Origin of the sequence: Aurantiacibacter gilvus, from assembly GCF_038289935.1 — a bacterium.
Lineage (GTDB): Bacteria > Pseudomonadota > Alphaproteobacteria > Sphingomonadales > Sphingomonadaceae > Alteraurantiacibacter > Alteraurantiacibacter gilvus.
The window spans coordinates 1,000,644-1,021,655 of sequence record NZ_JBBYHV010000002.1 but is presented as its reverse complement, the minus strand read 5'-3'; the positions used below and the strand labels follow the sequence as shown (position 1 = coordinate 1,021,655).

The 21,012-nt window shown below is 65.5% G+C and carries 25 protein-coding genes; 12 read left to right on the top strand and 13 right to left on the bottom strand.

Annotation, left to right across the window (positions count from 1 at the left end):
* The first annotated feature begins 30 nt into the window (after positions 1-30).
* A complete protein-coding gene (locus AAEO60_RS15030; RefSeq protein ID WP_341674527.1) occupies positions 31-264 on the top strand; it encodes a DUF6894 family protein in 234 nt (77 codons plus the stop codon).
* 92 nt (positions 265-356) lie between these two features.
* Here the strand turns inward: AAEO60_RS15030 and AAEO60_RS15025 are convergent, their stop codons facing one another.
* The 3 genes from AAEO60_RS15025 to AAEO60_RS15015 form a co-directional block, all read right to left on the bottom strand.
* Positions 357-530: a hypothetical protein gene (locus AAEO60_RS15025; RefSeq protein WP_341674526.1), complete on the bottom strand. Its 174-nt coding sequence runs from the start codon at positions 528-530 to the stop codon at positions 357-359.
* Positions 530-862, bottom strand: coding sequence for a TraR/DksA family transcriptional regulator (locus AAEO60_RS15020; RefSeq protein ID WP_341674525.1), 333 nt, complete (start codon positions 860-862; stop codon positions 530-532). Before AAEO60_RS15020 ends, AAEO60_RS15025 begins: the two co-directional genes overlap by 1 nt.
* A 192-nt stretch (positions 863-1,054) precedes the next feature.
* Positions 1,055-1,738: a uracil-DNA glycosylase gene (locus AAEO60_RS15015; RefSeq protein WP_341674524.1), complete on the bottom strand. Its 684-nt coding sequence runs from the start codon at positions 1,736-1,738 to the stop codon at positions 1,055-1,057.
* 81 nt (positions 1,739-1,819) lie between these two features.
* On the opposite strand from AAEO60_RS15015, the gene AAEO60_RS15010 reads away from it, so the two are divergent.
* The 7 genes from AAEO60_RS15010 (at position 1,820) to rfbB (ending at position 7,203) form a co-directional block, all read left to right on the top strand.
* Complete coding sequence (locus tag AAEO60_RS15010; RefSeq protein WP_341674523.1) at positions 1,820-2,440, top strand: ribonuclease D; 621 nt, start codon at positions 1,820-1,822, stop codon at positions 2,438-2,440.
* Between the two features lie 51 nt (positions 2,441-2,491).
* Positions 2,492-3,148, top strand: coding sequence for an LPS export ABC transporter periplasmic protein LptC (gene lptC, locus AAEO60_RS15005; protein ID WP_341674522.1), 657 nt, complete (start codon positions 2,492-2,494; stop codon positions 3,146-3,148).
* A gap of 14 nt (positions 3,149-3,162) precedes the next feature.
* Complete coding sequence (locus AAEO60_RS15000) at positions 3,163-3,708, top strand: LptA/OstA family protein (RefSeq protein WP_341674521.1); 546 nt, start codon at positions 3,163-3,165, stop codon at positions 3,706-3,708.
* A 160-nt stretch (positions 3,709-3,868) separates the two neighbouring features.
* Positions 3,869-4,759, top strand: coding sequence for a glucose-1-phosphate thymidylyltransferase RfbA (gene rfbA / locus AAEO60_RS14995; protein ID WP_341674520.1), 891 nt, complete (start codon positions 3,869-3,871; stop codon positions 4,757-4,759).
* Positions 4,759-5,304 carry a dTDP-4-dehydrorhamnose 3,5-epimerase gene (gene rfbC, locus AAEO60_RS14990; protein WP_341674519.1) on the top strand — a complete coding sequence of 182 codons (546 nt, stop codon included), beginning with the start codon at positions 4,759-4,761 and terminating at the stop codon, positions 5,302-5,304. The genes rfbA and rfbC overlap by 1 nt, the downstream gene beginning before the upstream one ends.
* Positions 5,301-6,149, top strand: coding sequence for a dTDP-4-dehydrorhamnose reductase (gene rfbD / locus AAEO60_RS14985; protein ID WP_341674518.1), 849 nt, complete (start codon positions 5,301-5,303; stop codon positions 6,147-6,149). Before rfbC ends, rfbD begins: the two co-directional genes overlap by 4 nt.
* Positions 6,142-7,203 carry a dTDP-glucose 4,6-dehydratase gene (gene rfbB / locus AAEO60_RS14980; protein ID WP_341674517.1) on the top strand — a complete coding sequence of 354 codons (1,062 nt, stop codon included), beginning with the start codon at positions 6,142-6,144 and terminating at the stop codon, positions 7,201-7,203. The genes rfbD and rfbB overlap by 8 nt, the downstream gene beginning before the upstream one ends.
* Before the next feature lie 77 nt (positions 7,204-7,280).
* Here the strand turns inward: rfbB and holA are convergent, their stop codons facing one another.
* From holA to AAEO60_RS14960, 4 genes are read right to left on the bottom strand one after another with little or no spacing between them, the layout of a single operon-like run.
* Positions 7,281-8,315: a DNA polymerase III subunit delta gene (gene holA, locus AAEO60_RS14975; RefSeq protein WP_341674516.1), complete on the bottom strand. Its 1,035-nt coding sequence runs from the start codon at positions 8,313-8,315 to the stop codon at positions 7,281-7,283.
* Positions 8,312-8,818, bottom strand: coding sequence for an LPS assembly lipoprotein LptE (lptE, locus tag AAEO60_RS14970; RefSeq protein WP_341674515.1), 507 nt, complete (start codon positions 8,816-8,818; stop codon positions 8,312-8,314). The genes holA and lptE overlap by 4 nt, the downstream gene beginning before the upstream one ends.
* Complete coding sequence (leuS, locus tag AAEO60_RS14965; RefSeq protein ID WP_341674514.1) at positions 8,815-11,349, bottom strand: leucine--tRNA ligase; 2,535 nt, start codon at positions 11,347-11,349, stop codon at positions 8,815-8,817. The genes lptE and leuS overlap by 4 nt, the downstream gene beginning before the upstream one ends.
* 19 nt (positions 11,350-11,368) lie before the next feature.
* Positions 11,369-11,770, bottom strand: coding sequence for a DUF3576 domain-containing protein (locus AAEO60_RS14960; protein WP_341674707.1), 402 nt, complete (start codon positions 11,768-11,770; stop codon positions 11,369-11,371).
* A 385-nt stretch (positions 11,771-12,155) separates the two neighbouring features.
* Between AAEO60_RS14960 and AAEO60_RS14955 the strand changes: the two genes are divergently transcribed.
* The gene (locus AAEO60_RS14955) at positions 12,156-12,929 is read left to right on the top strand and encodes a hypothetical protein (RefSeq protein WP_341674513.1); all 774 of its coding nucleotides are present in this window, start codon (positions 12,156-12,158) and stop codon (positions 12,927-12,929) included.
* A 114-nt stretch (positions 12,930-13,043) separates the two neighbouring features.
* Positions 13,044-13,766 (top strand): acetoacetyl-CoA reductase, encoded by a 723-nt coding sequence (gene phbB, locus AAEO60_RS14950; protein WP_341674512.1) that lies wholly within the window; start codon positions 13,044-13,046, stop codon positions 13,764-13,766.
* Positions 13,767-13,802: 36 nt separating this feature from the next.
* Here phbB and AAEO60_RS14945 read toward each other — a convergent pair whose 3' ends face one another.
* A complete protein-coding gene (locus AAEO60_RS14945; RefSeq protein ID WP_341674511.1) occupies positions 13,803-14,561 on the bottom strand; it encodes a DUF4019 domain-containing protein in 759 nt (252 codons plus the stop codon).
* A 110-nt stretch (positions 14,562-14,671) separates the two neighbouring features.
* Here AAEO60_RS14945 and AAEO60_RS14940 point away from each other — a divergent pair, with 110 nt between their 5' ends.
* Positions 14,672-14,917 carry a ribbon-helix-helix domain-containing protein gene (locus AAEO60_RS14940; protein ID WP_341674510.1) on the top strand — a complete coding sequence of 82 codons (246 nt, stop codon included), beginning with the start codon at positions 14,672-14,674 and terminating at the stop codon, positions 14,915-14,917.
* Here AAEO60_RS14940 and AAEO60_RS14935 read toward each other — a convergent pair.
* Entirely contained in the window at positions 14,911-15,147 is a 237-nt protein-coding gene (locus tag AAEO60_RS14935) for a hypothetical protein (protein WP_341674509.1), read from the bottom strand. The two genes, AAEO60_RS14940 and AAEO60_RS14935, sit on opposite strands and share 7 nt — an antisense overlap.
* 122 nt (positions 15,148-15,269) lie before the next feature.
* Between AAEO60_RS14935 and galU the strand changes: the two genes are divergently transcribed.
* A complete protein-coding gene (gene galU / locus AAEO60_RS14930) occupies positions 15,270-16,145 on the top strand; it encodes a UTP--glucose-1-phosphate uridylyltransferase GalU (RefSeq protein WP_341674508.1) in 876 nt (291 codons plus the stop codon).
* A 64-nt stretch (positions 16,146-16,209) separates the two neighbouring features.
* On the opposite strand, the gene AAEO60_RS14925 is transcribed toward galU, so the two are convergent.
* The 4 genes from AAEO60_RS14925 to glnE form a co-directional block, all read right to left on the bottom strand.
* A complete protein-coding gene (locus tag AAEO60_RS14925; protein ID WP_341674507.1) occupies positions 16,210-16,845 on the bottom strand; it encodes a M23 family metallopeptidase in 636 nt (211 codons plus the stop codon).
* A 186-nt stretch (positions 16,846-17,031) separates the two neighbouring features.
* Positions 17,032-17,835: a ferritin-like domain-containing protein gene (locus AAEO60_RS14920; protein ID WP_341674506.1), complete on the bottom strand. Its 804-nt coding sequence runs from the start codon at positions 17,833-17,835 to the stop codon at positions 17,032-17,034.
* Positions 17,832-18,308 carry a peroxiredoxin gene (locus AAEO60_RS14915; RefSeq protein ID WP_341674505.1) on the bottom strand — a complete coding sequence of 159 codons (477 nt, stop codon included), beginning with the start codon at positions 18,306-18,308 and terminating at the stop codon, positions 17,832-17,834. Before AAEO60_RS14915 ends, AAEO60_RS14920 begins: the two co-directional genes overlap by 4 nt.
* On the bottom strand, positions 18,308-20,968 hold the full coding sequence (glnE, locus tag AAEO60_RS14910) for a bifunctional [glutamate--ammonia ligase]-adenylyl-L-tyrosine phosphorylase/[glutamate--ammonia-ligase] adenylyltransferase (RefSeq protein WP_341674706.1): 2,661 nt from the start codon (positions 20,966-20,968) through the stop codon (positions 18,308-18,310). Before glnE ends, AAEO60_RS14915 begins: the two co-directional genes overlap by 1 nt.
* Positions 20,969-21,012 lie beyond the last annotated feature (44 nt).

The following is a 21,012-nucleotide window of genomic DNA, read 5'->3' as shown; positions in this document are numbered from 1 at the left end:
CTGGCGCGAGTCTGGCGTGACAGGAGGATCATGCCAGACTTTCGATTCGTTCTAGAGAACGGCTCCCGCGGGAAGAGTGCCATGGTGCTCGACCTGCCCGACGAATCCACCGTCGGCCTCGTCGCCAAGCATGCTGCCCGGCATCTCGCTGCGCTCGAAGTGGGATTTGGCGGACTCGACATGGCGCGCGATATTGCCGTGCACGATGCCAGCGGCTTGGTGGTCGCGCGCTACCCGCTAACGGACTTCATCCATATCGCGTGATTGCTTTCGGCGGGCGTGTTCAGCCCCGCGCCACCAGCATCGCCACGAGCATGCCGGGCGACACCGTGCAGGGCGACGGTGCGCACGTGGTTTCACGCCACCCAGCGCGACATGTAGCGCTGCCACAAGGCCTCGCCGACGTTATAAGCCAGAAGGGGCAGGTGCCGCCAAAACCATACGTACGCCGCCCAGAGAACAGCAAACAGTTGCAACAACAACATGCTCGTCAGCCAGTGCTGCAGCTTCGCACGATAGGCCTCGTCCATCAGCCGCCTGCCGCACAGCCCACGCAGCGCGCCACGCTGGGGTCATTCCTGAGCCGTCCCTCGGCGATCTCCTCGCCGCAGGCGACGCAGTAGCCCCACTCGCCCTCGTCCAGCCGCGCCAGCGCCGCCCTGATGCGCGAGCGTTCGGCCACGCGGCGGCGTTCTTCCGCCTGCGCCATGGCCTGCTGCTGCATGGCGTCCATCCGGCTGAGCCGGCCGACCGAATCCTGCTGCAGGGTGACGGGCGCGCGGCCCTCCTCGCTCAGCGCGTCGAGCCGGTCGAGTTCGGCGAGGCGCTCGGTCAGCGCGGTGCGGGCTGCATCCTCAGTCATGATGGGGAGTTTCCTACGCCCGGACAGCCATGGCAAGGGCCGCACATGACTCGACGATCACCCATTGCTTCGGCGGCAAAACGAAAGGTTACACGCCGCGGCGCAGATTCTTGCTTATATAATTGTTCTACAAGGTTTATTTGCGAAAATGGGAAGCTTCAGAAGGGGGCCTTGAGTGTTCCACCTCCCCGGTCACAGCCGCCAGTCGACGGCGCCGCGTCCATTGGCTTCAAGGAAGGCATTGGCCTGCGAAAACGGCTTCGAGCCGAAGAACCCGCGGTGCGCCGAGAGCGGGCTGGGGTGCGGGCTGCGGATGAGCAGGTGCCTTGTCTCCCCCTGCAAGGCCACGATCCGCCTGGCCTTGCCTTGCGCATGGCTGCCCCAGAGCACGAAGACGCTGGGTTCGCCGCGCTCGGCCACGGCGGCGACGCAGGCATCGGTAATCGCGTCCCAGCCCTTGCCCGCGTGGCTTCCCGCGTTGCCGCGCTCCACCGTCAGGGTGTTGTTGAGCAGCAGCACGCCCTGCCGCGCCCAGCTCTCGAGGTTGCCGTGATCGGGGCGCGGCTGGCCAAGGTCGCTCTCCAGTTCCTTGAACACGTTCTTGAGCGACGGCGGGGCATCGACGCCCTCGGGCACCGAGAAGCACAGGCCGTGCGCCTGCCCCGGCCCGTGGTAGGGGTCCTGCCCCAGGATCACCACGCGCACCTCGTCCAGCGGGGTCAGTTCGAGCGCCTTGAGGCGGGTCCCGCGCGGCGGGTAGATCGCCTTGCCCGCCTCTTCTTCGGCGCGCAGCCAGCCGCCCAGCTGGCGCGCTTCGGGAGTGGCCAGCACGGGATCGAGCACCGGTGCCCAGCTTGCAGGGATCGTTTCAGACATGCCCCTCGTGTTAGGCCCAAGGCGGCATGGCGCAAAGCCGCCCTTTCCTCCCATCCCCAATCGGCCTAAAGGCTGTCACCAATGGCTGTATATTTTCACGAAGAAGACCTCCCCGAAGGCGTGCTCGCCGATGGGCCCGTGGCTGTCGATACCGAGACCATGGGTCTCGTCACCCCGCGTGACCGGCTGTGCCTCGTCCAGATCAGCGACGGCAAGGGCGACGAACACCTCGTCCGCTTTGCCAATGGCAGCGCCTACGATGCGCCCAACCTGAAGGCGGTGCTGGCCGATCCTGACCGGATCAAGATCTACCACTTCGCGCGGTTCGACCTTGCCGCGATCGAGCACTACCTCGGCGTCGAGGCCGGGCCGGTGTTCTGCACCAAGATCGCCAGCAAGATGACGCGCACCTACACCGACCGCCACGGCCTCAAGAACCTCGTCGAGGAACTGCTGGGCGAGAGCATTTCCAAGCAGCAGCAGTCGAGCGACTGGGGCGCTGACGAGATCAACGAGGCGCAGCGCGACTATGCCGCGTCGGACGTGCGTTTCCTCCACCGGCTGCGCGACGTGCTGATCGTGCGGCTGGAGCGGGAAGGCCGGCTGGAGCTGGCGCAGGCCTGCTACGATTTCCTGCCCACCCGCGCGCGGCTGGACCTTGCCGGATGGGCCGACAAGGACATTTTCAGCCACGAGGGCTGACCTCGTGCGTTGGGCTACAGGTGAAGGCGCAGATCTGAAGACGCAAATGGCATGACCCAAGCTGCCGACCGCATGCGCACCAAGCGCCAGCACTTCGCTGCACCGGGCTCTTCGCTCGACACGATCGTGCGGTTCCTGGCGATCGCCCTGCCGGCAGCGGTCGGCGTGATCGCGGCGATGATGCTGATCACCCCGCTCAGCCCGCGCGGCGAGGTCAGCTTCCTGCTCGATCGCAACAAGGTGGCCGTGGCGGAAGACCGGCTGCGCGTCGACAATGCCATGTACCGCGGTGAAGACAGCAATGGCCGCCCGTTCTCGCTGGTGGCGGGCGAAGCCGTGCAGCAGAGCAACGCGGTGCCGATCGTGATGATGGAAGACCTGACGGCGCGCATGGTGCTGTCCGAAGGCCCTGCCGTGCTCACCGCCCCGCGTGGCACCTATGCCATCGATGACGAACAGGTGGGCATCCCCGGCGTGGTGCAGTTCACCGCTTCGGATGGCTACCAATTCATCGCCCGCAACGTCACTATCGACTTGCCGACACGCAGCCTGTTCGGCGACGGCCAGGTCAGCGGACAGATCCCCGCCGGCACCTTCTCCGCCGACTCGATGCATGCCAACCTTGAAACCCGCACGATCTCGCTCGACGGCAATGCCCGCCTCAACATGACGCCCGGCCGCCTGCGCGTGCCGCAAGAGATGCAATGATGGAGTCCCCGCGCATGAAACGCCCTGCCCTTTCCCGCCTCGCCCTGCGCGGCCTTGTCGGCGGCCTTGTCGCGGGCGGCATTGCCGCCTTGTCCTTCGGGCAGGTGGCAGAGGCGCAGAACATCGCCGGGTTCAACTCCAACCAGCCGGTCAGCTACGCCGCCGACCGGATCGAGCTGCAGGACCGGCAGAACCGTGTCGTCCTGTCGGGCGACGTGGTGATCCAGCAGGGCGACCTGCGGATGACCGCCCAGCGCACCACGGTCGCCTACAGCGACACCGGCACCCTGCGCATCCAGCGCATCGACGCCACCGGCGGTGTCACCGTCACGCGTGGCAACGAGCGGGCCAGCGGCAATGCTGCCGTCTACGATTTCAACCGCCGCGTGATCGTGCTGTCGGGCGGCGTCGCCCTGCGCCGCGGCGGCGATACCCTGGACGGCGGACGGCTGGTGATCGATCTCAACTCGGGCCTGTCGAGCGTCGACGGGCGCGGTTCGACCGCAGGTGAAAACACCGGCCGCGTCACCGGCACCTTCGCCGTGCCCGAAGGGGACTAGCACCCGGTCATTGCCTGCCCGGTCTTGCGCCGCGCAATTGCCCTGCCCGCAGCCCTCGTAAATCGCCCCCGACGGCGCGGCACCGGCCGGAGTTTGGCATTGACCCTCCCTATTGATGCTGCAAAGCCGCATTACAATTGCTTCGCAAGGAAGGCTGACTGTGAGTTCCAGAGCGCGCAAAGGCATCATCCTTGCCGGTGGCTCCGGCACCCGGCTCTATCCGCTGACGCGCGGCGTCTCCAAGCAGCTGATGCCGGTCTTCGACAAGCCGATGATCTACTATCCGCTCAGCACGCTGATGCTGGCCGGTATTCGCGACGTGCTGATCATCACCACCCCGGACGACCAGGACCAGTTCCAGCGCGTGCTCGGCGACGGGTCGGATTTCGGCGTGGCCATTTCCTATGCCGTGCAACCCAGCCCGGAGGGCCTGGCCCAGGCGTTCCACATCGGCGCCGATTTTGTCGGCAATGACCCCAGCGCGCTCGTCCTGGGAGACAACATCTTCTACGGCCACGGCCTGCCCGAACTGCTGTCCAGCGCGGCCGGGCACGATCAAGGTGCAAGTGTTTTTGCCTATCGGGTGAACAATCCCGGGGCCTACGGCGTCGTCGAGTTCGACAAGTCGGGCACTGCCGTGTCGATCGAAGAGAAGCCCGCCCGGCCGAAATCGAACTACGCTGTCACCGGGCTCTATTTCTACGACGGTACCGTGGTGGACCGTGCCCGCGGCCTGAAGCCTTCGCCGCGCGGCGAACTGGAAATCACCGACCTCAATCGCCTCTATCTCGAAGACGGCGCGCTGTCGGTGGAGATCATGGGGCGCGGCTATGCCTGGCTCGACACCGGCACCCATGCCTCGCTGCTCGATGCGGCCACCTATGTCCGCATTACCGAGGAGCGGCAGGGCCTGAAGATCTGCTGCCCGGAAGAGATCGCCTGGCGACAGGGCTGGATCGACGATGCCGGGCTGGAAGCCATCGCCGCGCCGCTGGTGAAGTCCGGCTATGGCGACTACCTGATGGCCCTGCTGCGCGAGGGCGCGCGCTGATGCAGGTCACGGCTTGCGAGATCGATGGCCCGCTCATCATCGAGCCGCAAGTCTTCGGCGACGAACGCGGGTTCTTCATGGAAAGCTGGAGCGCCGCGAAATTCGCCCAGGCCGGCCTCGACCTCGATTTCGTGCAGGACAACCATTCGCGCTCACAGAAGGGCGTGCTGCGCGGCATGCATTTCCAGAACCCCGGACCGCAGGGCAAGCTGGTGCGCGTGGTATCGGGCGCGGTGTTCGACGTGGCGGTTGACCTGCGCCGGAGCTCGCCGACCTTCGGCAAGTGGGTGGGCGTTGAACTTTCGGCAGAGAACAAGCGCATGTTCTGGGTGCCGCAGGGCTTCGCCCACGGTTTCCTCACCCTCGAGGACGACACCGATTTCCTCTACAAGTGCGATGCGCCCTACGCGCCGCAGAACGAACATACGCTGGCCTGGGACGATCCCGAGGTCGGCATCGCCTGGCCGCTGGGCGAAATGGAAGTGCAGCTTTCCGCGAAGGATCGCGAAGGCCAGCCGCTGGCCGAAGTGGATGCCTTCGCGTGAAGGTGCTGGTCACCGGAGCCAAGGGGCAGCTGGGCCGGGCGCTGGTGGCAACGGCCCCTGCCGGTGCCGAGGTCCATGCTGTCGGCCATGCCGATTGCGACCTGACCGATGCTCCTGCCATTACCGCACTCGTGCACGAGGTCGCGCCTGACATCGTCATAAACGCTGCTGCCTATACGGCGGTCGACAAGGCAGAAGGGGATGAGGAGACCGCCCGCGCGATCAACGCCGACGCGGTCGCAACACTGGTCGCCGCGCATCCGGGCAAGCTGGTGCATGTTTCGACAGATTTCGTCTTCGACGGCCAGTCCAGCCGCGCCTACCGGCCTGACGATAGCCGCGCCCCGCTATCGGCCTATGGTCGCACCAAGGCCGAGGGCGAAGACCACTTGCGGCCCGCGGACCTGCTGTTGCGCACTGCATGGGTCTATGCCGCCAGCGGCGACAATTTCGTGCGCACCATGCTGCGGCTGATGGCGGAAAAGTCCGCGTTGAATGTCGTGGCTGACCAGATCGGTGCGCCCACCTGGGCAACGGGCCTCGCAAAGACGATTTGGGGCCTCGTGGGAAAGGACGCCAGCGGCACCTACCATCACAGCGATGCGGGCGTCGCCAGCTGGTACGATTTCGCCGTTGCCATCCAGGAGGAAGCCCGCGCCATGGGCTTGCTGACTGAGATGATCCCGATCAACCCCATCACCACCGCCGAATATCCGACGCCAGCCAGGCGCCCCGCCTTCTCGCTGCTCGACAGCAGCAAGACCCGCGAACTGCTGGATGACGGATATACCCATTGGCGGCTCAACCTTTGGCACATGTTGCGCGAGGAAAAGGCCCTTGGCTAACCTGCTCGTCACCGGCGGCGCCGGCTTTATCGGCGGCAATTTCGTCCATTACTGGGCGGACAAGCACCCCGGCGACACCGTGATCGTGCTCGACTGCCTGACCTATGCCGGCAACGAGTCCACCATCGCGGGAGTCGAACAGGCCGAGCTGGTCGTGGGCGATATCCGCGATACGGAGCTGGTCGAAAAGATGCTGCGCGAACGTGATATCGGCACGCTGGTCCACTTCGCGGCGGAGAGCCATGTCGACCGTTCGATCAGTGGGCCGGACGCCTTTATCGAGACCAATATCCTCGGCACCAACAGCCTGCTCAAGGCTGCCCGCAAGGTCTGGCTGGACGAAGGATCAGGCAAGCCGCATCGCTTCCACCATATCTCGACCGACGAGGTCTACGGCTCACTTGGTCCGGACGATCCGGCCTTTGCCGAAGGCAACCAGTACCAGCCGAATTCGCCCTACTCGGCGTCGAAGGCGAGCTCAGACCACCTGGTGCGCGCCTATCATCATACCTTCGGGCTGGAAGTGACCACGTCCAACTGCTCGAACAATTACGGGCCTTACCAGTATCCCGAAAAGCTGATCCCGCTGTTCCTGCTCAACGCCCTGCACGGGCGCGCCCTGCCGATCTACGGTGACGGCATGAACGTGCGCGACTGGCTGCACGTGGAAGACCACTGCCGCGGGATCGAGGCCTGCCTCCACAAGGGCCGGCCGGGCGAATGCTACAACATCGGCGGCGGGGCGGAGCTGCCCAACATGGCCGTGATCGACCACATCTGCGCCTCGGTCGACAAAGCCATGGAAGAGATTGACGGCCTCGCGGACCGCTATCCCGACGCACCTGCTGCCAAGGGGCGACCCACCGACAGTCTCAAGACCTTCGTCACTGACCGTGCCGGCCACGATCGCCGCTATGCCATCGACGAGGCCAAGGCGCGCGCCGAGCTGGGCTATGCCCCAAGTCACACGTTCGAAGATGGCATGGCGCAGACGCTGCGCTGGTATCTGGAAAACGAGGACTGGTGGCGCCCACTGGCTGCGACGGACGGCTAGTCCGCCCGTGCTGCAGCATGGTCGGTGCCGACCGGGCTGAACCCGCGGTGCGAGACATGTCGGCCTGGTGACTGTCGCTAGCGTCGGGCGGCAGCGTATCGGGCGATCTGGGCCAGTTCCTGCGACAGGATAAGCTCGGCCATCTGGCTGTTGGACAGCAGCGAGCGGTGCAGTTCGGCAAGGCGTGGCACCAGCCGCTCCAGCTTGCCGCCGCTCCAGCGCTGCAACTGGTCCCCCACTTCGCGGTGTTCGCGGAAGAACACGCCCTGGGACTTGAGGAAGCCCTGCATGTCGTCGCCGGGGCGAAGCTTGGCCGAAAGGCTGGCGAGTTGTGCCGCGCGCCGCTCCAATGCCAGCGCTACACCTACCGGGTTAAGCGAGACTTCGCGCAGCCGCCGGAGTTCGCCCGGAAGCTTGCGCACCTCGCCGCCCAAGGCCGCGTTGACCAGTGGCATGAAGCCGTCTTCCTCGGTGGAAGCACCGATCACGTCGAAATCCTCCGGTGTTGCCTGCTTGGGTGATTGCGGTGAAGCGTCGAGATAGAGCGCCAGCTTGTCGACCTCGCTCTGCGCCAGTCGCACGTCGAGGCCCGCAGCATGGGCGATGCGTTCGGCGACATTGCCGCTGAGGCGCAGGCCCGCCGCATCGGCCATGGCGCGCACGTCCGCGGTGACAGAGCGCAAGTCCGGAGGATAGAACACGGCTACCAGCGAATCCGACCGCTTAATCAGGAGTTTGGCTGAGCGAGACTTGTCAGTTGCTGAGGTTGCGACAATGAAGATCGGCCAGGCCTCGTCAGCCTCGCCGTTATCCGCGAGGTCGCAATAGGCCTGCAGCGCGGTCAGGGCTTCCTCGCCCGAGACCCGCGCGAAAATGTGGCGGGCATCGCCAAACAGCGAGGTGGAGCGTGCTTCGTCGACCAACCGCACGGGATCGGACCTGAGCTCGGCACCGGTCAGCTCCAGTCGTTCGCCGGGTGCCTCCAGCGTGGCGACAACCTTTTGCACGGCGGCCGACGCTCCGGCCTCGTCAGCGCCGCAGAAAAAGAAAATGCGCAGCTTGTCGCCCGCCTTGCGCGCGGCTTGCGCATAGTCGCGCTGGGTAGCCTTCATTGCCTTTCGCGCAGGGTGCGGCTGATGCGCACCACGATCTGGTCCGCCACTTCCTGCGCGAGGTTTTCCAGCGCGGTCTGCTCGGCGGCAATGGTGGCATATTCGGAGCCGACCACGTCGATACCCGCGTCCGATCCCGCCGTGGCGTCGATCAGGATCGTATCGGTGGTGACGTCGATCAGTTGGTAGCGCGCGCGCAGGATGCGGCGCTGGCGGCCGATGGTATCGTCGGTCAGCAGGCCGAGGCCTTCGAGCTGGTCATCCAGCACCACGTCGAGGCGGTACTGCGAATTGCCCGAATTGTTGCCGCGGCCCAGCCGGTCGTTCAGCGCATTGCGGACCAGCCAGCCTTCGCGGCCCGGGATGGCGGGCACGTCGATGGCGGCCAGTTCGCTGGCGACAAAGCCGTTGCTGCCGCCGCTGTAGATCGGCTGCAGACCGCAGCCGGCCAGCGCGACCGAAAGCACCCCCAGGAGGGTCCAGGAGGGCAGAAGGCGCCTCACGTAACGATATTTACCAGCCTGCCGGGCACCACGATCACCTTGCGAATTTCCGCGCCGTCGATCGAACGCTGGACCTTCTCGCTGGCCAGTGCAAGCGCCTCGAGGTCTTCTTTCGACGCATCCTTGGGCGCGGTCAGCGTGTCGCGCAGCTTGCCCTTGTGCTGCACCGCGATGGTGACTTCGTCTTCCACCAGCAGCGCAAGGTCGACTTCGGGCCAGCTGTCTTCGGCCACCAGCCCCATGCCGAGGTTGAACTGCTTGCGCGCCTCTTCCGCTAGGTGCGGCATCATCGGGGCGACCAGCAGCACCAGCTTGCGGACCGCCTCGCTGCGGCTGGCGGAAAGCTCGGCCTTCTCGACCGCGCCAACCAGTTCGTAGATCCGCGCCACGGCCTTGTTGAAGCTCAATGCCTCGATGTCTTCGGCGACGGCGGCGACTGTCTGGTGCGTCTTGCGCTCCAGCGCCTTGTCGACCTGCGCATCGGCACCGGCCCCGCCGTTGCCCGCCTGCGCGAACAGGCGCCACAGGCGTTGCACGAAGCGGCCGCAGCCTTCGATGCCGGCTTCGGACCACGGCAGGTCGCGTTCGGGCGGGCTGTCGGACAGCATGAACCAGCGCACCGCGTCGGCGCCGTAGTCGCGAATGATGTCTTCGGGGTCGACGACGTTCTTCTTCGACTTGGACATCTTGATGACCTTGCCGATCTGCACCGGCTGGCCATCGGCCTTCAGCGTCGCGCCTTCGGATGTGCGATCGACCTCGGCAGGCGAATACCAGACCTCGCGGCCATCCACCTTGCGGCCATAGGTCTCGTGCGTGACCATGCCCTGCGTGAACAGGCTGGCGAAGGGTTCCGTCACCTCCAGCGCGCCGACGTGCGCCAGCGCACGAGTCCAGAAACGGGCGTAAAGCAGGTGCAGGATCGCGTGTTCAATGCCGCCGATATATTGGTCGACCGGCATCCACTGCGCGACTTCGGCAGCGTCGAAAGGCTTGTCCGATGGCTGGCTGGCGAAGCGCAGGAAGTACCATGAGGAATTGACGAAGGTGTCGAGCGTGTCCGTCTCGCGCCGCGCGGCCGTGCCGCACTTGGGACAATCCACGTGCTTCCAGGTCGGATGGCGCTCCAACGGGTTGCCCGGCGTCTGGAAGTCGACGTCCTCGGGCAATTTGACCGGCAACTGGTCCTTGGGGACCGGCACCACGCCGCAGGCGTCGCAGTGGATGAAGGGGATCGGCGTGCCCCAGTAACGCTGGCGCGAAACGCCCCAGTCGCGCAGGCGCCAGACCACCGTGCCCTTTCCCCAGCCGCCGGCTTCGGCGCGGCGGATGACTTCGGCCTTGGCTTCTTCAACGGCCATGCCGGAGAGGAAGTCGGAGTTGACCAGCACACCGTCGCCGGCCTCGGCCTCGCCCTCGAAGGGCTTGTCCGCTTCTTCCACCGATGAGGCGACCACGCGCGGGATCGGCAGGCCGTACTTGGTGGCAAATTCGAAGTCGCGCTGGTCGTGCCCCGGCACGGCCATGATCGCGCCGGTGCCGTAGTCCATCAGCACGAAGTTGGCGATGTAGACCGGCAGCGCCTCGCCGCTGAACGGATGGCGCGCGGTGATGCCGGTATCGAAGCCCAACTTCTCCGCCGTTTCCAGCGCAGCCGCCGTGGTGCCGCCCTTCTTGCACAGGGCAATGAATTCGCGCGCCTCGGCGCTGTCGGCAGCAACCGCCTGCGCCACCGGATGGTCCGCCGCCACGGCCACGAAACTCGCGCCGAAAATGGTGTCGGGCCGCGTGGTGTAGACCGGCAGCTTGTCGCCGTTCGACAGGTCGAAGGCGAATTCCAGCCCCTTGGACTTGCCGATCCAGTTGGCCTGCATCAGGCGCACCTTCTCGGGCCAGTTCTCGAGGCTATCGAGCCCGGTCAGCAGGTCGTCGGCGAACTGGGTGATCTTGAGGAACCACTGGTTGAGCTTGCGCTTCTCGACCTCTGCGCCCGAGCGCCAGCCCTTGCCATCGATCACCTGCTCGTTGGCGAGCACGGTCATGTCGACCGGGTCCCAGTTGACCTCGCTCTCCTTGCGGTAGACGAGACCCGCCTCGTAAAGGTCGATGAACTGCGCCTGCTCGTGACCGTAGTATTCCGGGTCGCAGGTGGCGAACTCGCGGCTCCAGTCGAGCGCGAAGCCCAGCTGCTTGAGCTGGCCCTTCATCGTGGCGATGTTGTCGTAGGTCCAGCCGCCGGGATGGACGCCCTTTTCCATCGCCGCGTTTTCCGCGGGCATGCCGAAGGCATCCCAGCCCATCGGGTGCAGCACTTCGAAGCCCTGCAGCTTGCGATAGCGCGCCAGCACGTCACCCATGGTGTAGTTGCGCACGTGGCCGATGTGGATGCGCCCGCTGGGATAGGGGAACATCTCCAGCACGTAGCTCTTCGGCCTGGTGCTTGCGGAATCGGCCTCGAAGCAGCGCGCGTCATCCCACGCAGCTTGCCAGCGACCATCGGCTACAGCCGGATCGAATCGTTCAACGCTCATGATTGTCCCCTAGGGGAAGTTAGAGGACGGCGGAACGCCGCAGATCGCGCGCCTTGGTGAGGATGATGTTCTCCAGGCGCTGCACCGTGGCAGCTTCCACCGGGGCTTCGACCCAGGTGCCGTTCTGCAGCACCTGGCGGCTGGCCGCCACGCGCAGGGCGTCGGCCCGCAGGTTCTGGTCGAGGATGGCGACCGATACCTTCATCCGCTCGTTGGGGTTGTTGGGATCTGCATACCAGTCCGTCACCAGCACACCGCCCGCGCTGTCTGCCTGGGTCAGCGGCATGAAGGACAGCGTCTCCAGGCTGGCGCGCCAGAGGTAGGAGTTGACGCCGATGGTGTTCACCCGCGCTGCGGCGAGGTCCAGGTTCAACCGGTCGTCATTGCCGCCGCCACATGCCGAGAGGGCAAAGGTGGCCATGCCCAGCATGGTTGCGCCGGCAACACGGCGAGTAAGGGCGGAAACGGTCGATTTTGCCATCATTGGTCCTGTAAACTCGATAAGGTCGCTATCAGCCTGCCTCTATAGCGGGCATGGCCCGTGCGGCAAGGCGTAGCGGGCAGTGCGGTGCAAAAGCCGCGAATCGCACTGAACCCGCGCTTAATGCCCGCGATTCGCTTGCATCCCCTCCGGCCCAATCTGTGGGCCTGACGCAACACATGGCAAAAAGCCGATAAAAGGCCGCGTGATGTCTGGAATTTGTGGTCTGCAGGTCCTAGTCATGGTGATAGATCGTTGCGACTCGGAGCAAGCGGGAACACCCGCGTTCATGGAGAGTCCATCGGAGAGGTATGAAAGAGGTGTCATGAGCAACATGCGCAACAGTCAGGCAGGGAAGGCAACGCTCGTCGCGTCTGCCGCGCTGCTGGCCATTGCCGTGCCCAGCGCCGGTTTCGCCTTCGGTTCAGCCGGTCCGGCTGCCGGAACCGAGCTGCGCGAAAGCTTCCTTGCCTTTACCCCGGCCGACGCCGATCCGCGTATGGCACAGTTGATTGCCGAACGCAGTGGCGATGCGCAGATGATGCGCTTTACCCCTGCTGGCCTGGCCGCTTCGCCAAGCGCGCGTTCGATCACGGTCGCAGTCCGCATCGATCCGGAAACGGCTGATGCCCTGGCTGCCACTGGCATTGCCAGCGCGCGCACCAACGAAGGCCGCACCCCGCTGCGGGTGACGCCGACGCGTTACAACCTTGGTCTTGCCCGCGGTTACAGCAGCTTTGCCCAGTCGCCGGTTGCCGCCGCACCTGCGCCGACGGCCACCATGGTATCGCGTACGCTCTCGGGGGCTGAAATCCCTGACCTCGCCGAATTCGCTCCGCGCCCTGGCGCCCGCAACGAGCCGAGCCGCTTCGCTGCCCGCATCGCGCTGGACGAAGATGCCCGCGCCGACAACGCGGCCGTTTCGGCCGAGCGCCTGACCGACCAGATGCTCGACGTCGGCGGCAGCTTCAGCCTGACGCGCAACCTCGATATCACTGCAGGTGTCCGTTACGAGCAGGACCGCGACCTGATCCCGGTGCCCGATCTCGAACAGCAGGACAGCCAGGCCGTCTACGTCGGCACCCAGTTCCGCTTCTAAGCCAGCAAAGATTGCTGCCCGCATGACCCCGCTTCGGCGGGGTTTTGTTTTGCGCGGAACGCAAGGCTTGCCTAGAACGGGAAAAAGTCATGGTTCATTCTTGGGAGAAAATACATGGGACGCGTTGCAGTCGTTACCGGCGGAACCCGCGGCATTGGTCGCGCCATTTGCGAAGCCTTGCAGGCTGACGGCTTCACCGTTGTCGCCAACTATGCCGGCAACGAGGAAAAGGCCCGCAAGTTCTCCGAAGAGACTGGCATCCCCACCTACAAGTTCGACGTGGGCGATCACGCCGCGACGCTGGCCGCCTGTGCGAAGATCGAGGAAGAAGTCGGCCCCATCGAAGTGGTGGTAAACAACGCCGGCATCACCCGCGACGGCACCCTGCTCAAGATGAGCTACGAGGAATGGGACGACGTCATGCGCACCAACCTTGGTGGTTGCTTCAACATGGCCAAGGCCGCCTTTGCCGGGATGAAGGACCGCAAGTGGGGCCGCATCATCAACATCGGCTCGATCAACGGCCAGGCCGGCCAGTACGGCCAGGTCAACTATGCCGCTGCCAAGAGCGGCATCCACGGCTTCACCAAGGCGCTGGCGCAGGAAGGTGCCCGCTACGGCATCACCGTCAACGCCATTGCCCCGGGCTATATCGATACCGACATGGTCGCCGCCGTGCCGGAGAACGTACTGGAAAAGATCGTCGCCAAGATCCCGGTCGGCCGCCTCGGCCATGCGGATGAGATCGCCCGCGGCGTGGCCTTCCTCGCCAGCGAGGACGGCGCCTTCATCACCGGCTCGACGCTGTCGATCAACGGCGGGCAGCACATGTATTGAGCGATCGGGGCGGGCACAGGACCCGCCCCTTTTCGTTCAGCCGATCAGGTAGCCGACCACCCGCAATTCGCCGTCCTCGCGTGCCAGCGTGACGGTTTCCATCGTGTCCGGCTGGCCGGCAAAGCTGGTGCGGAAGGTGACAATCAGGTGGCCCGCAGGTGGCGTCGGCACCTGCTGGAAGCTGATCGCCTCGCGGCTGTTCACTGCGCCCAGCGGTACGCGCACATCCTGCGAAATCTCTTCCCACACCTGCGATGTGTTGAGTTCACGAAAAGCGGCACCGGTCGCGTCGTAGCTGGCGCGCCATTCGCCGGCATCGACCAGCGCCAGCCATTCGCGCGCGGCCGCCTCCATCTCGGCGTCGGCCGTGGCGACTTCAAAGCTGCGGGTGTCGGATTGCTCGGACTGCACGAACGGCAGCGAGGGGTTCAGGGCCAGGACGGCAAGCAGGAGTGACATCAGCAAAATTCCTCCGGTTATCAGGGCGCGGCCAGTCCGCGCTTTCGGTGGAACTGCTTGTGCCGCCGCGCCGCTTGCTCCGGCTTCCCCCAATTGCTTGTGGCCCATGAAATTCGGGGGGAGTTGCGGGCTATCGCCCTCCTCCTCCAGCAACAGCCGCGCGGCTTCCTTGCTGCTCGTTACCTCCAGCTTGCGCCGCGCATTGCGTAGCCGCTCGTTCACCGTGTGCACCGAGAGGTCCAGCTCGCGCGCCATCGACTTGGCGTCATGGCCATGCAGGATCAGGCGAAGGGTCTCCTTCTCCTTGTCCGTCAACAATCCATAGGCATCAGTCACGCGCGCCCCGCAGTCGGTTTTCGCTCCTGCAGATGTAGGTAAGCGGCGAATCACCAGCCACCCCAAAAAAATCGTAGGGTGCAGGAGCAGGCTCGCTTACGCTGCGCGCCATGGACGAGATCTACCACCCACCGGTCAAACGCTCGGTCGAGATTGCCGGACACAAGACCTCGATCAGCCTCGAACCCCTGTTCTGGGACATGCTGCACGGCGTGGCCGCACGCGAGGGCCTGCCGCTCAACGCCGTGATCGCGCGGATCGATGCGGAGCGGCTGGAGGCAGCGCAACCGCCCGGCCTCGCGACTGCTGTCAGGCTATGGCTGGCCGCCGATTTGCAGGGGCGCAGCGATCAGTAATTCGCCGGCGGATCGCTAGCGGGGAAGCTCTCGTCGACTTCTTCGTCAACAGCGTCCCATTTGCCCTGATCGCCCGTCGCGGTGGCCTCGGCACCGGCATTGCGGACCTGTGCGAAGTTCGGCCCGCCTGCCTCGCCTTCCGCGAACGCCTCGTTGGTTTCGCGACGTTTTCGGTAGAATTGGTAGCCGGCAAGGCCGGCTGCACCGAGGGCGGCAAGTTTGATAAGCATGGCTTTGCTCCTTTCCTTCAACCAACCAACGCATGAGCGCGCCGAAAGTTCGGACCCGGGCACGGCTTTGCCGCCGGAAAGAGGCTGTTGACCGCAGCCGCGCCGCCGTTCACCAATTGCCCATGAGTACCCGCAAACCCATCCGCAAGGCTGTCTTCCCCGTCGCGGGGCTCGGCACCCGTTTCCTTCCCGCGACCAAGGCCATCCCGAAGGAATTGCTGCCGATCGTCGACAAGCCGCTGATCCAGTACGCGGTGGACGAGGCGCGCGAGGCGGGGATCGAGCAGATGATCTTCGTCACCGGTCGCGGCAAGACTGCCATCGTCGAACATTTCGACCGCGCCTTCGAGCTGGAAAGCACGATGGAAGAGCGTGGCAAGGACATGTCGGTGCTCGACTCCAGCCGGTTCACCCCCGGCGATATCATTACCGTGCGCCAGCAGGTGCCGTTGGGCCTGGGCCATGCGATCTGGTGCGCGCGCGGGATCGTGGGCGACGAGCCCTTCGCGATCCTGCTGCCGGACGAGATGATGATCGGAGAGCCCGGCTGCATGGCGCAGATGGTCGAGGCCTACAACGAAGTCGGCGGCAACCTCATCTCGGTGCTCGAAGTGCCGCAGGACGAGGTATCCAGCTACGGGGTGATCGAACCGGGCGAAACGCGGGGCGCGCTGACCGAGGTGAAGGGACTGGTCGAAAAGCCGCCGGTTGCCGAGGCACCGTCGAACAAGATCATCTCCGGCCGCTATATCCTGCAGCCCGAAGTCATGCGCACGCTGGAAAACCAGGGCAAGGGCGCAGGCGGGGAGATCCAGCTGACCGACGCCATGGCCCGGATGATCGGGCAGCAGCCCTTCCACGCCGTCACCTTCAATGGTCGCCGCTTCGACTGCGGCAGCAAGACCGGCTTCGTCGAGGCAACGCTGGCCCTGGCGCTGGAGCGCGAGGACATGGGCGCCGAAGTCCGTGCCATCGCCGAACGGCTGCTGGCCCAGTAAGGGCCCGCATACGAAAAAGGCGGACCAAGCGGCCCGCCTCTTTCAATCCGTTGTGGTGGCTAGCTTACTCGGGGCCGCCGCGAGCAGCCTGCTCGTCATCGTCGGCTTCGACTTCCGCCATCATGTAGGGGATGGGGTTCACCGGCTCGTTCGCCACGCGGACTTCATAGTGCAGGTGCGGACCGGTCGAGCGACCCGTCGAACCGACGTAGCCGATCAGGTCACCCGAGCGAACGCTGTCGCCCGAATGCACGGTGTAGCTCGACAGGTGCGCGTAACGCGTTTCCAGTTCGGCGCCGTGGCCGATCTGCACGTAGTTGCCATAGCTGCCGTACCGCTGCGCCATTTCCACGACGCCATCAGCGGTCGCATAGACCGGTGTGCCGCTGGGGGCGGCCAGGTCAACGCCGTTGTGGCGGGCGCGGCGGCGCAGGATCGGGTGATCACGCATGCCATAACCGCTGGTCAGGCGAACGCCTGCTACCGGCATCCGCGAGGGCACCGACATGGCGAGGCGCGGTGCGGGGACGATGTCGCCGGTGGTGGTAACGTGACCGCCGTCTTCAAGGTCTTCCCAGCTGGCGAAGAGCTCGTTGAACTCCTCGTCATCGACCATGCCCGGCGCAGCAACCACTGCGGCGGTGTCGATCACACCAGTTTCAGGAGCTTCTTCTGCGATTGCGGGGGTGGCGAAAGCCACGGAGCCAATGGCAATAATGCTGGCGATCTTGACGAGCATACGATCCCTTTTTTCTCGTCCAGCGCCCGAAAGCGCCTTCGTCAGTTCAGTTGCGCAGCCCCGTCCAGGCCTTGCTCTGTCTTTTTTTCGATCCGGCCGGAACTACCCGCCGTCTCGTGTATTCCCGGGTATGAGGCCTTTCGTTAACTAGGCAATACCGGCGTAGAATTCGCGCGGCAGACCGGCTGCAAGACGCGCCGAGTCGTTAAACGGTGGCTTCAACACCCCCCTGAAGTGGCGTTTCACCAGCGATTTCCAGTGGATTTCCGCCGTTTTTCCGTTCTCACGACAAAATGCGGCAAAATGCCTTGCGCCTGCAGCAACATGGCGGATTTCGTCGTCAAGGATTCGTTGCAGGATTGCTGCGCCGCGCGAATCGCCTTGCGCCTTCACCCGCTCCAGCGTGGCCGGCGTCACGTCCAGCCCGCGCGCTTCGAGCACCATCGGCACCACCGCCAGCCGTGCGCCGACGTCATGCGCGGTCTCCTGCGCCGCCTGCCACAGCCCGGCATGCACCGGGAGGTCACCGTATTGCGCACCCATGCTGGCCAGATGCCGCTCGATAATGGCGAAATGCATCGCCTCGTCCGCCGCCACGCCGAGGAAGTCGGCCACGAAGTCCTTACCCATCTCGCCACCGAATCGCCCCACGATGTCGAGCGCGAGGTCGATGGCGACGAATTCGATGTGCGCGAGGCTGTGCCACAGGGCCAGGCGGTTCTTCGCCGATCCGCCCTTGCCGCGCTTGGGCATCTGGCCGGGCGAGAGAACTTCAAGGCCTTCCGGCCACGCCGGGTGATCAGGCATTTCTGCGGAGAATCCTGTCGCCAGCTCACCGCGACGCCAGTTGCGCACCAGTGCGCGGGTGGCCTTCACCTTCGCGCGCTTGTCACCCGTCAGCAGGGCCGTGCGGATTGCCTGAGAAAGATCGGGCGACAGGTCGGTGCTCAAAGCGCCTGTGCTGCCGCCAGCACTTCGTCGACGTGGCCCTTCACCTTCACCTTGCGCCAGACCTGGGCGATCTTGCCCTCGGCATCGACGAGGTAAGTGGTGCGCACCATGCCCATGAATTTCTTCCCGTACATGGATTTCTCGGTCCAGATCCCGAGCGCGTCGGACAGGCCGTTCTCTTCAGGGTCGGATGCCAGCGGCACCGTCAGGTCGTGCTTGGCGATGAACTTCTCGTGCCGGGCATAGGGGTCTTTCGACACGCCCAGTAGCGCCGTACCCGCTGCCGCGAAGCCATCCTTCGCCGCGCTGAAATCGATGTTCTCGGTGGTGCAACCGGGCGTCATGTCCTTGGGGTAGAAGAACACGACCAGCTTCTGGCCCCTGAAGTCGGAGGGCTTCACCGAGGTGCCGTCAGCGCCTTCCATGGCCACGTCGGGTATTGTGTCGCCTACGTCGGGAAGGTTCTCGCTCATCATTCGATCTCCAGTGTCTCGCCGAAATGTTCGGCCCATTGCGCGGCCACGCATTGCCTTGCCCGGGCCAGGGTTTGCAACAGGTCCTTATAGCTATCTTCCCCGCAGGCCTGCGCCAGCACTGCACGGGTAGCCTCGTTGGGCTCGGCCCCGTCAGGCGCGAACAGCCGCTCGGCGACGAGGAAGCGCGTCAGCGTGAGGTGGTGTTCGGCATGGCCCGGCGGCAGCAGTCCCGCATCGGATAGCGCGGCGATGGCCTTCTCCAGCCCCGGCTCGAAGCCGATCCCTTCGCGCAATTGCAGGTAGTGGACCAGGAATTCGCTATCGACGAGCCCGCCGCGCATCAGCTTCACATCGAGCGGACCCTTCGGCGGCTTGGCGGCGAGCATGTCCGCCCGCATCGACAACACGTCTTCCTTCAGCGTCACCGGATCGCGCGGGCTGACCAGCACTTCATGGATGATAGTCGACAATTCCGAGCACGCCGCGTTGGAGCCGTAGAGCGGACGGGCCCGTGCCAATGCCATGTGCTCCCACGTCCAGGCCGCTTCCTGCTGGTACTTGGCAAAAGCATCGAAACTTACCGCGAGCGGGCCTTGCTGGCCTTGCGGGCGCAGGCGGGTGTCGATTTCGTAGAGCGCGCCTTCCGCCGTGGGCACGGACAAGGCGGAGACCACCCGCGCGGCAAGGCGGTTGTAGTAGAGCGAGATCGACAGCGGCCGCTCGCCATCCGATTCCTGCCCTAGGTCGCCCGTGAACAGGAAGACCACATCGAGGTCCGAGGCATGGGTCAGCGCGCCGCCGCCGAGCCGTCCGAGGCCGAGCACCACCAGTTCGCTGCCGGGTATCCTGCCGTGCTGCTGGCGGAATTCCGCTATCGCCGCGTCGGCCCCGGTGCGCACGGCAGCTTCGGCGACGCGGCACAGGCCCTCGGCAATGTCGAGCGGATCGTTGCGGCACTCCACCATCTGTGCGCCCAGTGCGAAGCGTTCGTCGCCCACCACCTGCCGCAGCCGGTCGAGCTTCGATTCGTAGTCGCTCTCCTCGCTCGCCTGCATCCGCGCCGCCAGCTGGTCCACGCTGCCCGGCAGCTGCATGGCAGTGGGGTCGATCAGGGCGTCGAGCAGCTCGGGCCGCCGCGCCAGGGCATCGGCCAGCGGGCGCGCCTGGGTCAGGATGCGCAGCACCCGGTCGAGCAGGCCGGGACGCTGTTCGAACAGGCGGAACAGGTTGATCGCCGTGGGCAGGCGGGACAGCAGCGTCTCCCACCGCGCCATGGCGTGGTCGGGATCCGGGGCGGCGGCCAAGGCCTCCAGCAGGTCGTCACGCATGGCATCGAAGGCCTTGCGCGCCTCGGTCGAACGCAGCGCCCGGATCGAGCCGCGCCAGTGCTCGACACGCTCGTCGAAATGGTCGCGGAACTCCAGCGGCACGCTGACGCTGGTCACCTCGTCTTCGGCATCCTCACCCAGCAGGTCGTCATACCGCGCCGCCACCCGCTCGGTGATGACCTTGAGCTCGTCCACCAAGGCCTCGCCATCGGCCAGTCCGTCGAGCCGCGCGACATTGTCGATCTTCTCCGCCGTGTCAGGCAGCGCATGGGTCTGGCGATCCTCCACCATCTGGAAGCGGTGTTCGATCGTGCGCAGCCGGTCGTAGCTTTCGCCCAATACGCGCGCATCATCCGCCCCGATGATCTCCGCTGCCGCCAGCGCATCGAGCGCGGCGCGGGTGCCGCGAACCCGCAGCGAGGGGTTGCGTCCACCGTAGATCAACTGGTGCGTCTGGGCGTAGAACTCGATCTCGCGAATGCCGCCGCGGCCCTTCTTGATGTCGAACCCCGGCCCGACCTCTCGCGTGCCCTTGAAGGCCGAGCGGATGCGGCTGGTGAGGCGGCGCACCTCCTCGATGGCGGTGAAGTCGAGGCTCCTGCGCCAGACGAAGGGGCGGATGTCGTCGAGGAAGGCCTCGCCCGCCGCAATGTCCCCTGCCGCCGCCCGTGCGCGGATGTAAGCCGCCCGCTCCCACGCCAGCGCCGAGCTTTCGTAGTGCGAAATGGCCGCGCCGAAACTGATGGCGAGCGGCGAAACCTCGCTGGCGGGTCGCAGCCGCAAGTCGACGCGCATGACATAGCCCTCGCCGGTCGCCTGCCCCAGCATCTCGACCACCTGCCGGGCATAGCGCGCAGCGGCGTCACCCGGCTCGTCGCGCTCGCGGCGAGCCAGCCGTTCGGGATCGAACAGCAGGATCGGGTCGATGTCGGAAGAGTAGTTGAGCTCGTGCGCACCCTGCTTGCCCAGGGCCAGAGCGGAAAAGCCGCTGGTGTCCGCACCTTCGACGCGCCGCTGCACCACTGCCGTCATGGCCGCATCGAGCGCGCGGTCGGCAAAGTCGGACAGTTCCTCCACCACGCGGTAGAGGTCGAAAGCCCCGGCAAGGTCACCCACGGCCAGCACCAGCGCCAGCGACAGGCGCTCGCGTCGCAGCGCCACGCCAACGTCCTCGGCGCCCTCGCCCGCTGCATTCGCCGCAGCCATGGCGGCCTCGCCATCACCCTTGGCCAGCAGCTCGGCCAGCTCGGGACGGCGGTCCAGCGCGCGCTTCAGGAAAGGCGCATGGTTGCGGGCGCGGTCGAGCGCGGATTGCCAATCTGCAGTCATCATTGAGGCTCCTGCCCGCTGCGCTTCACGGCGGCAAGGGGCTG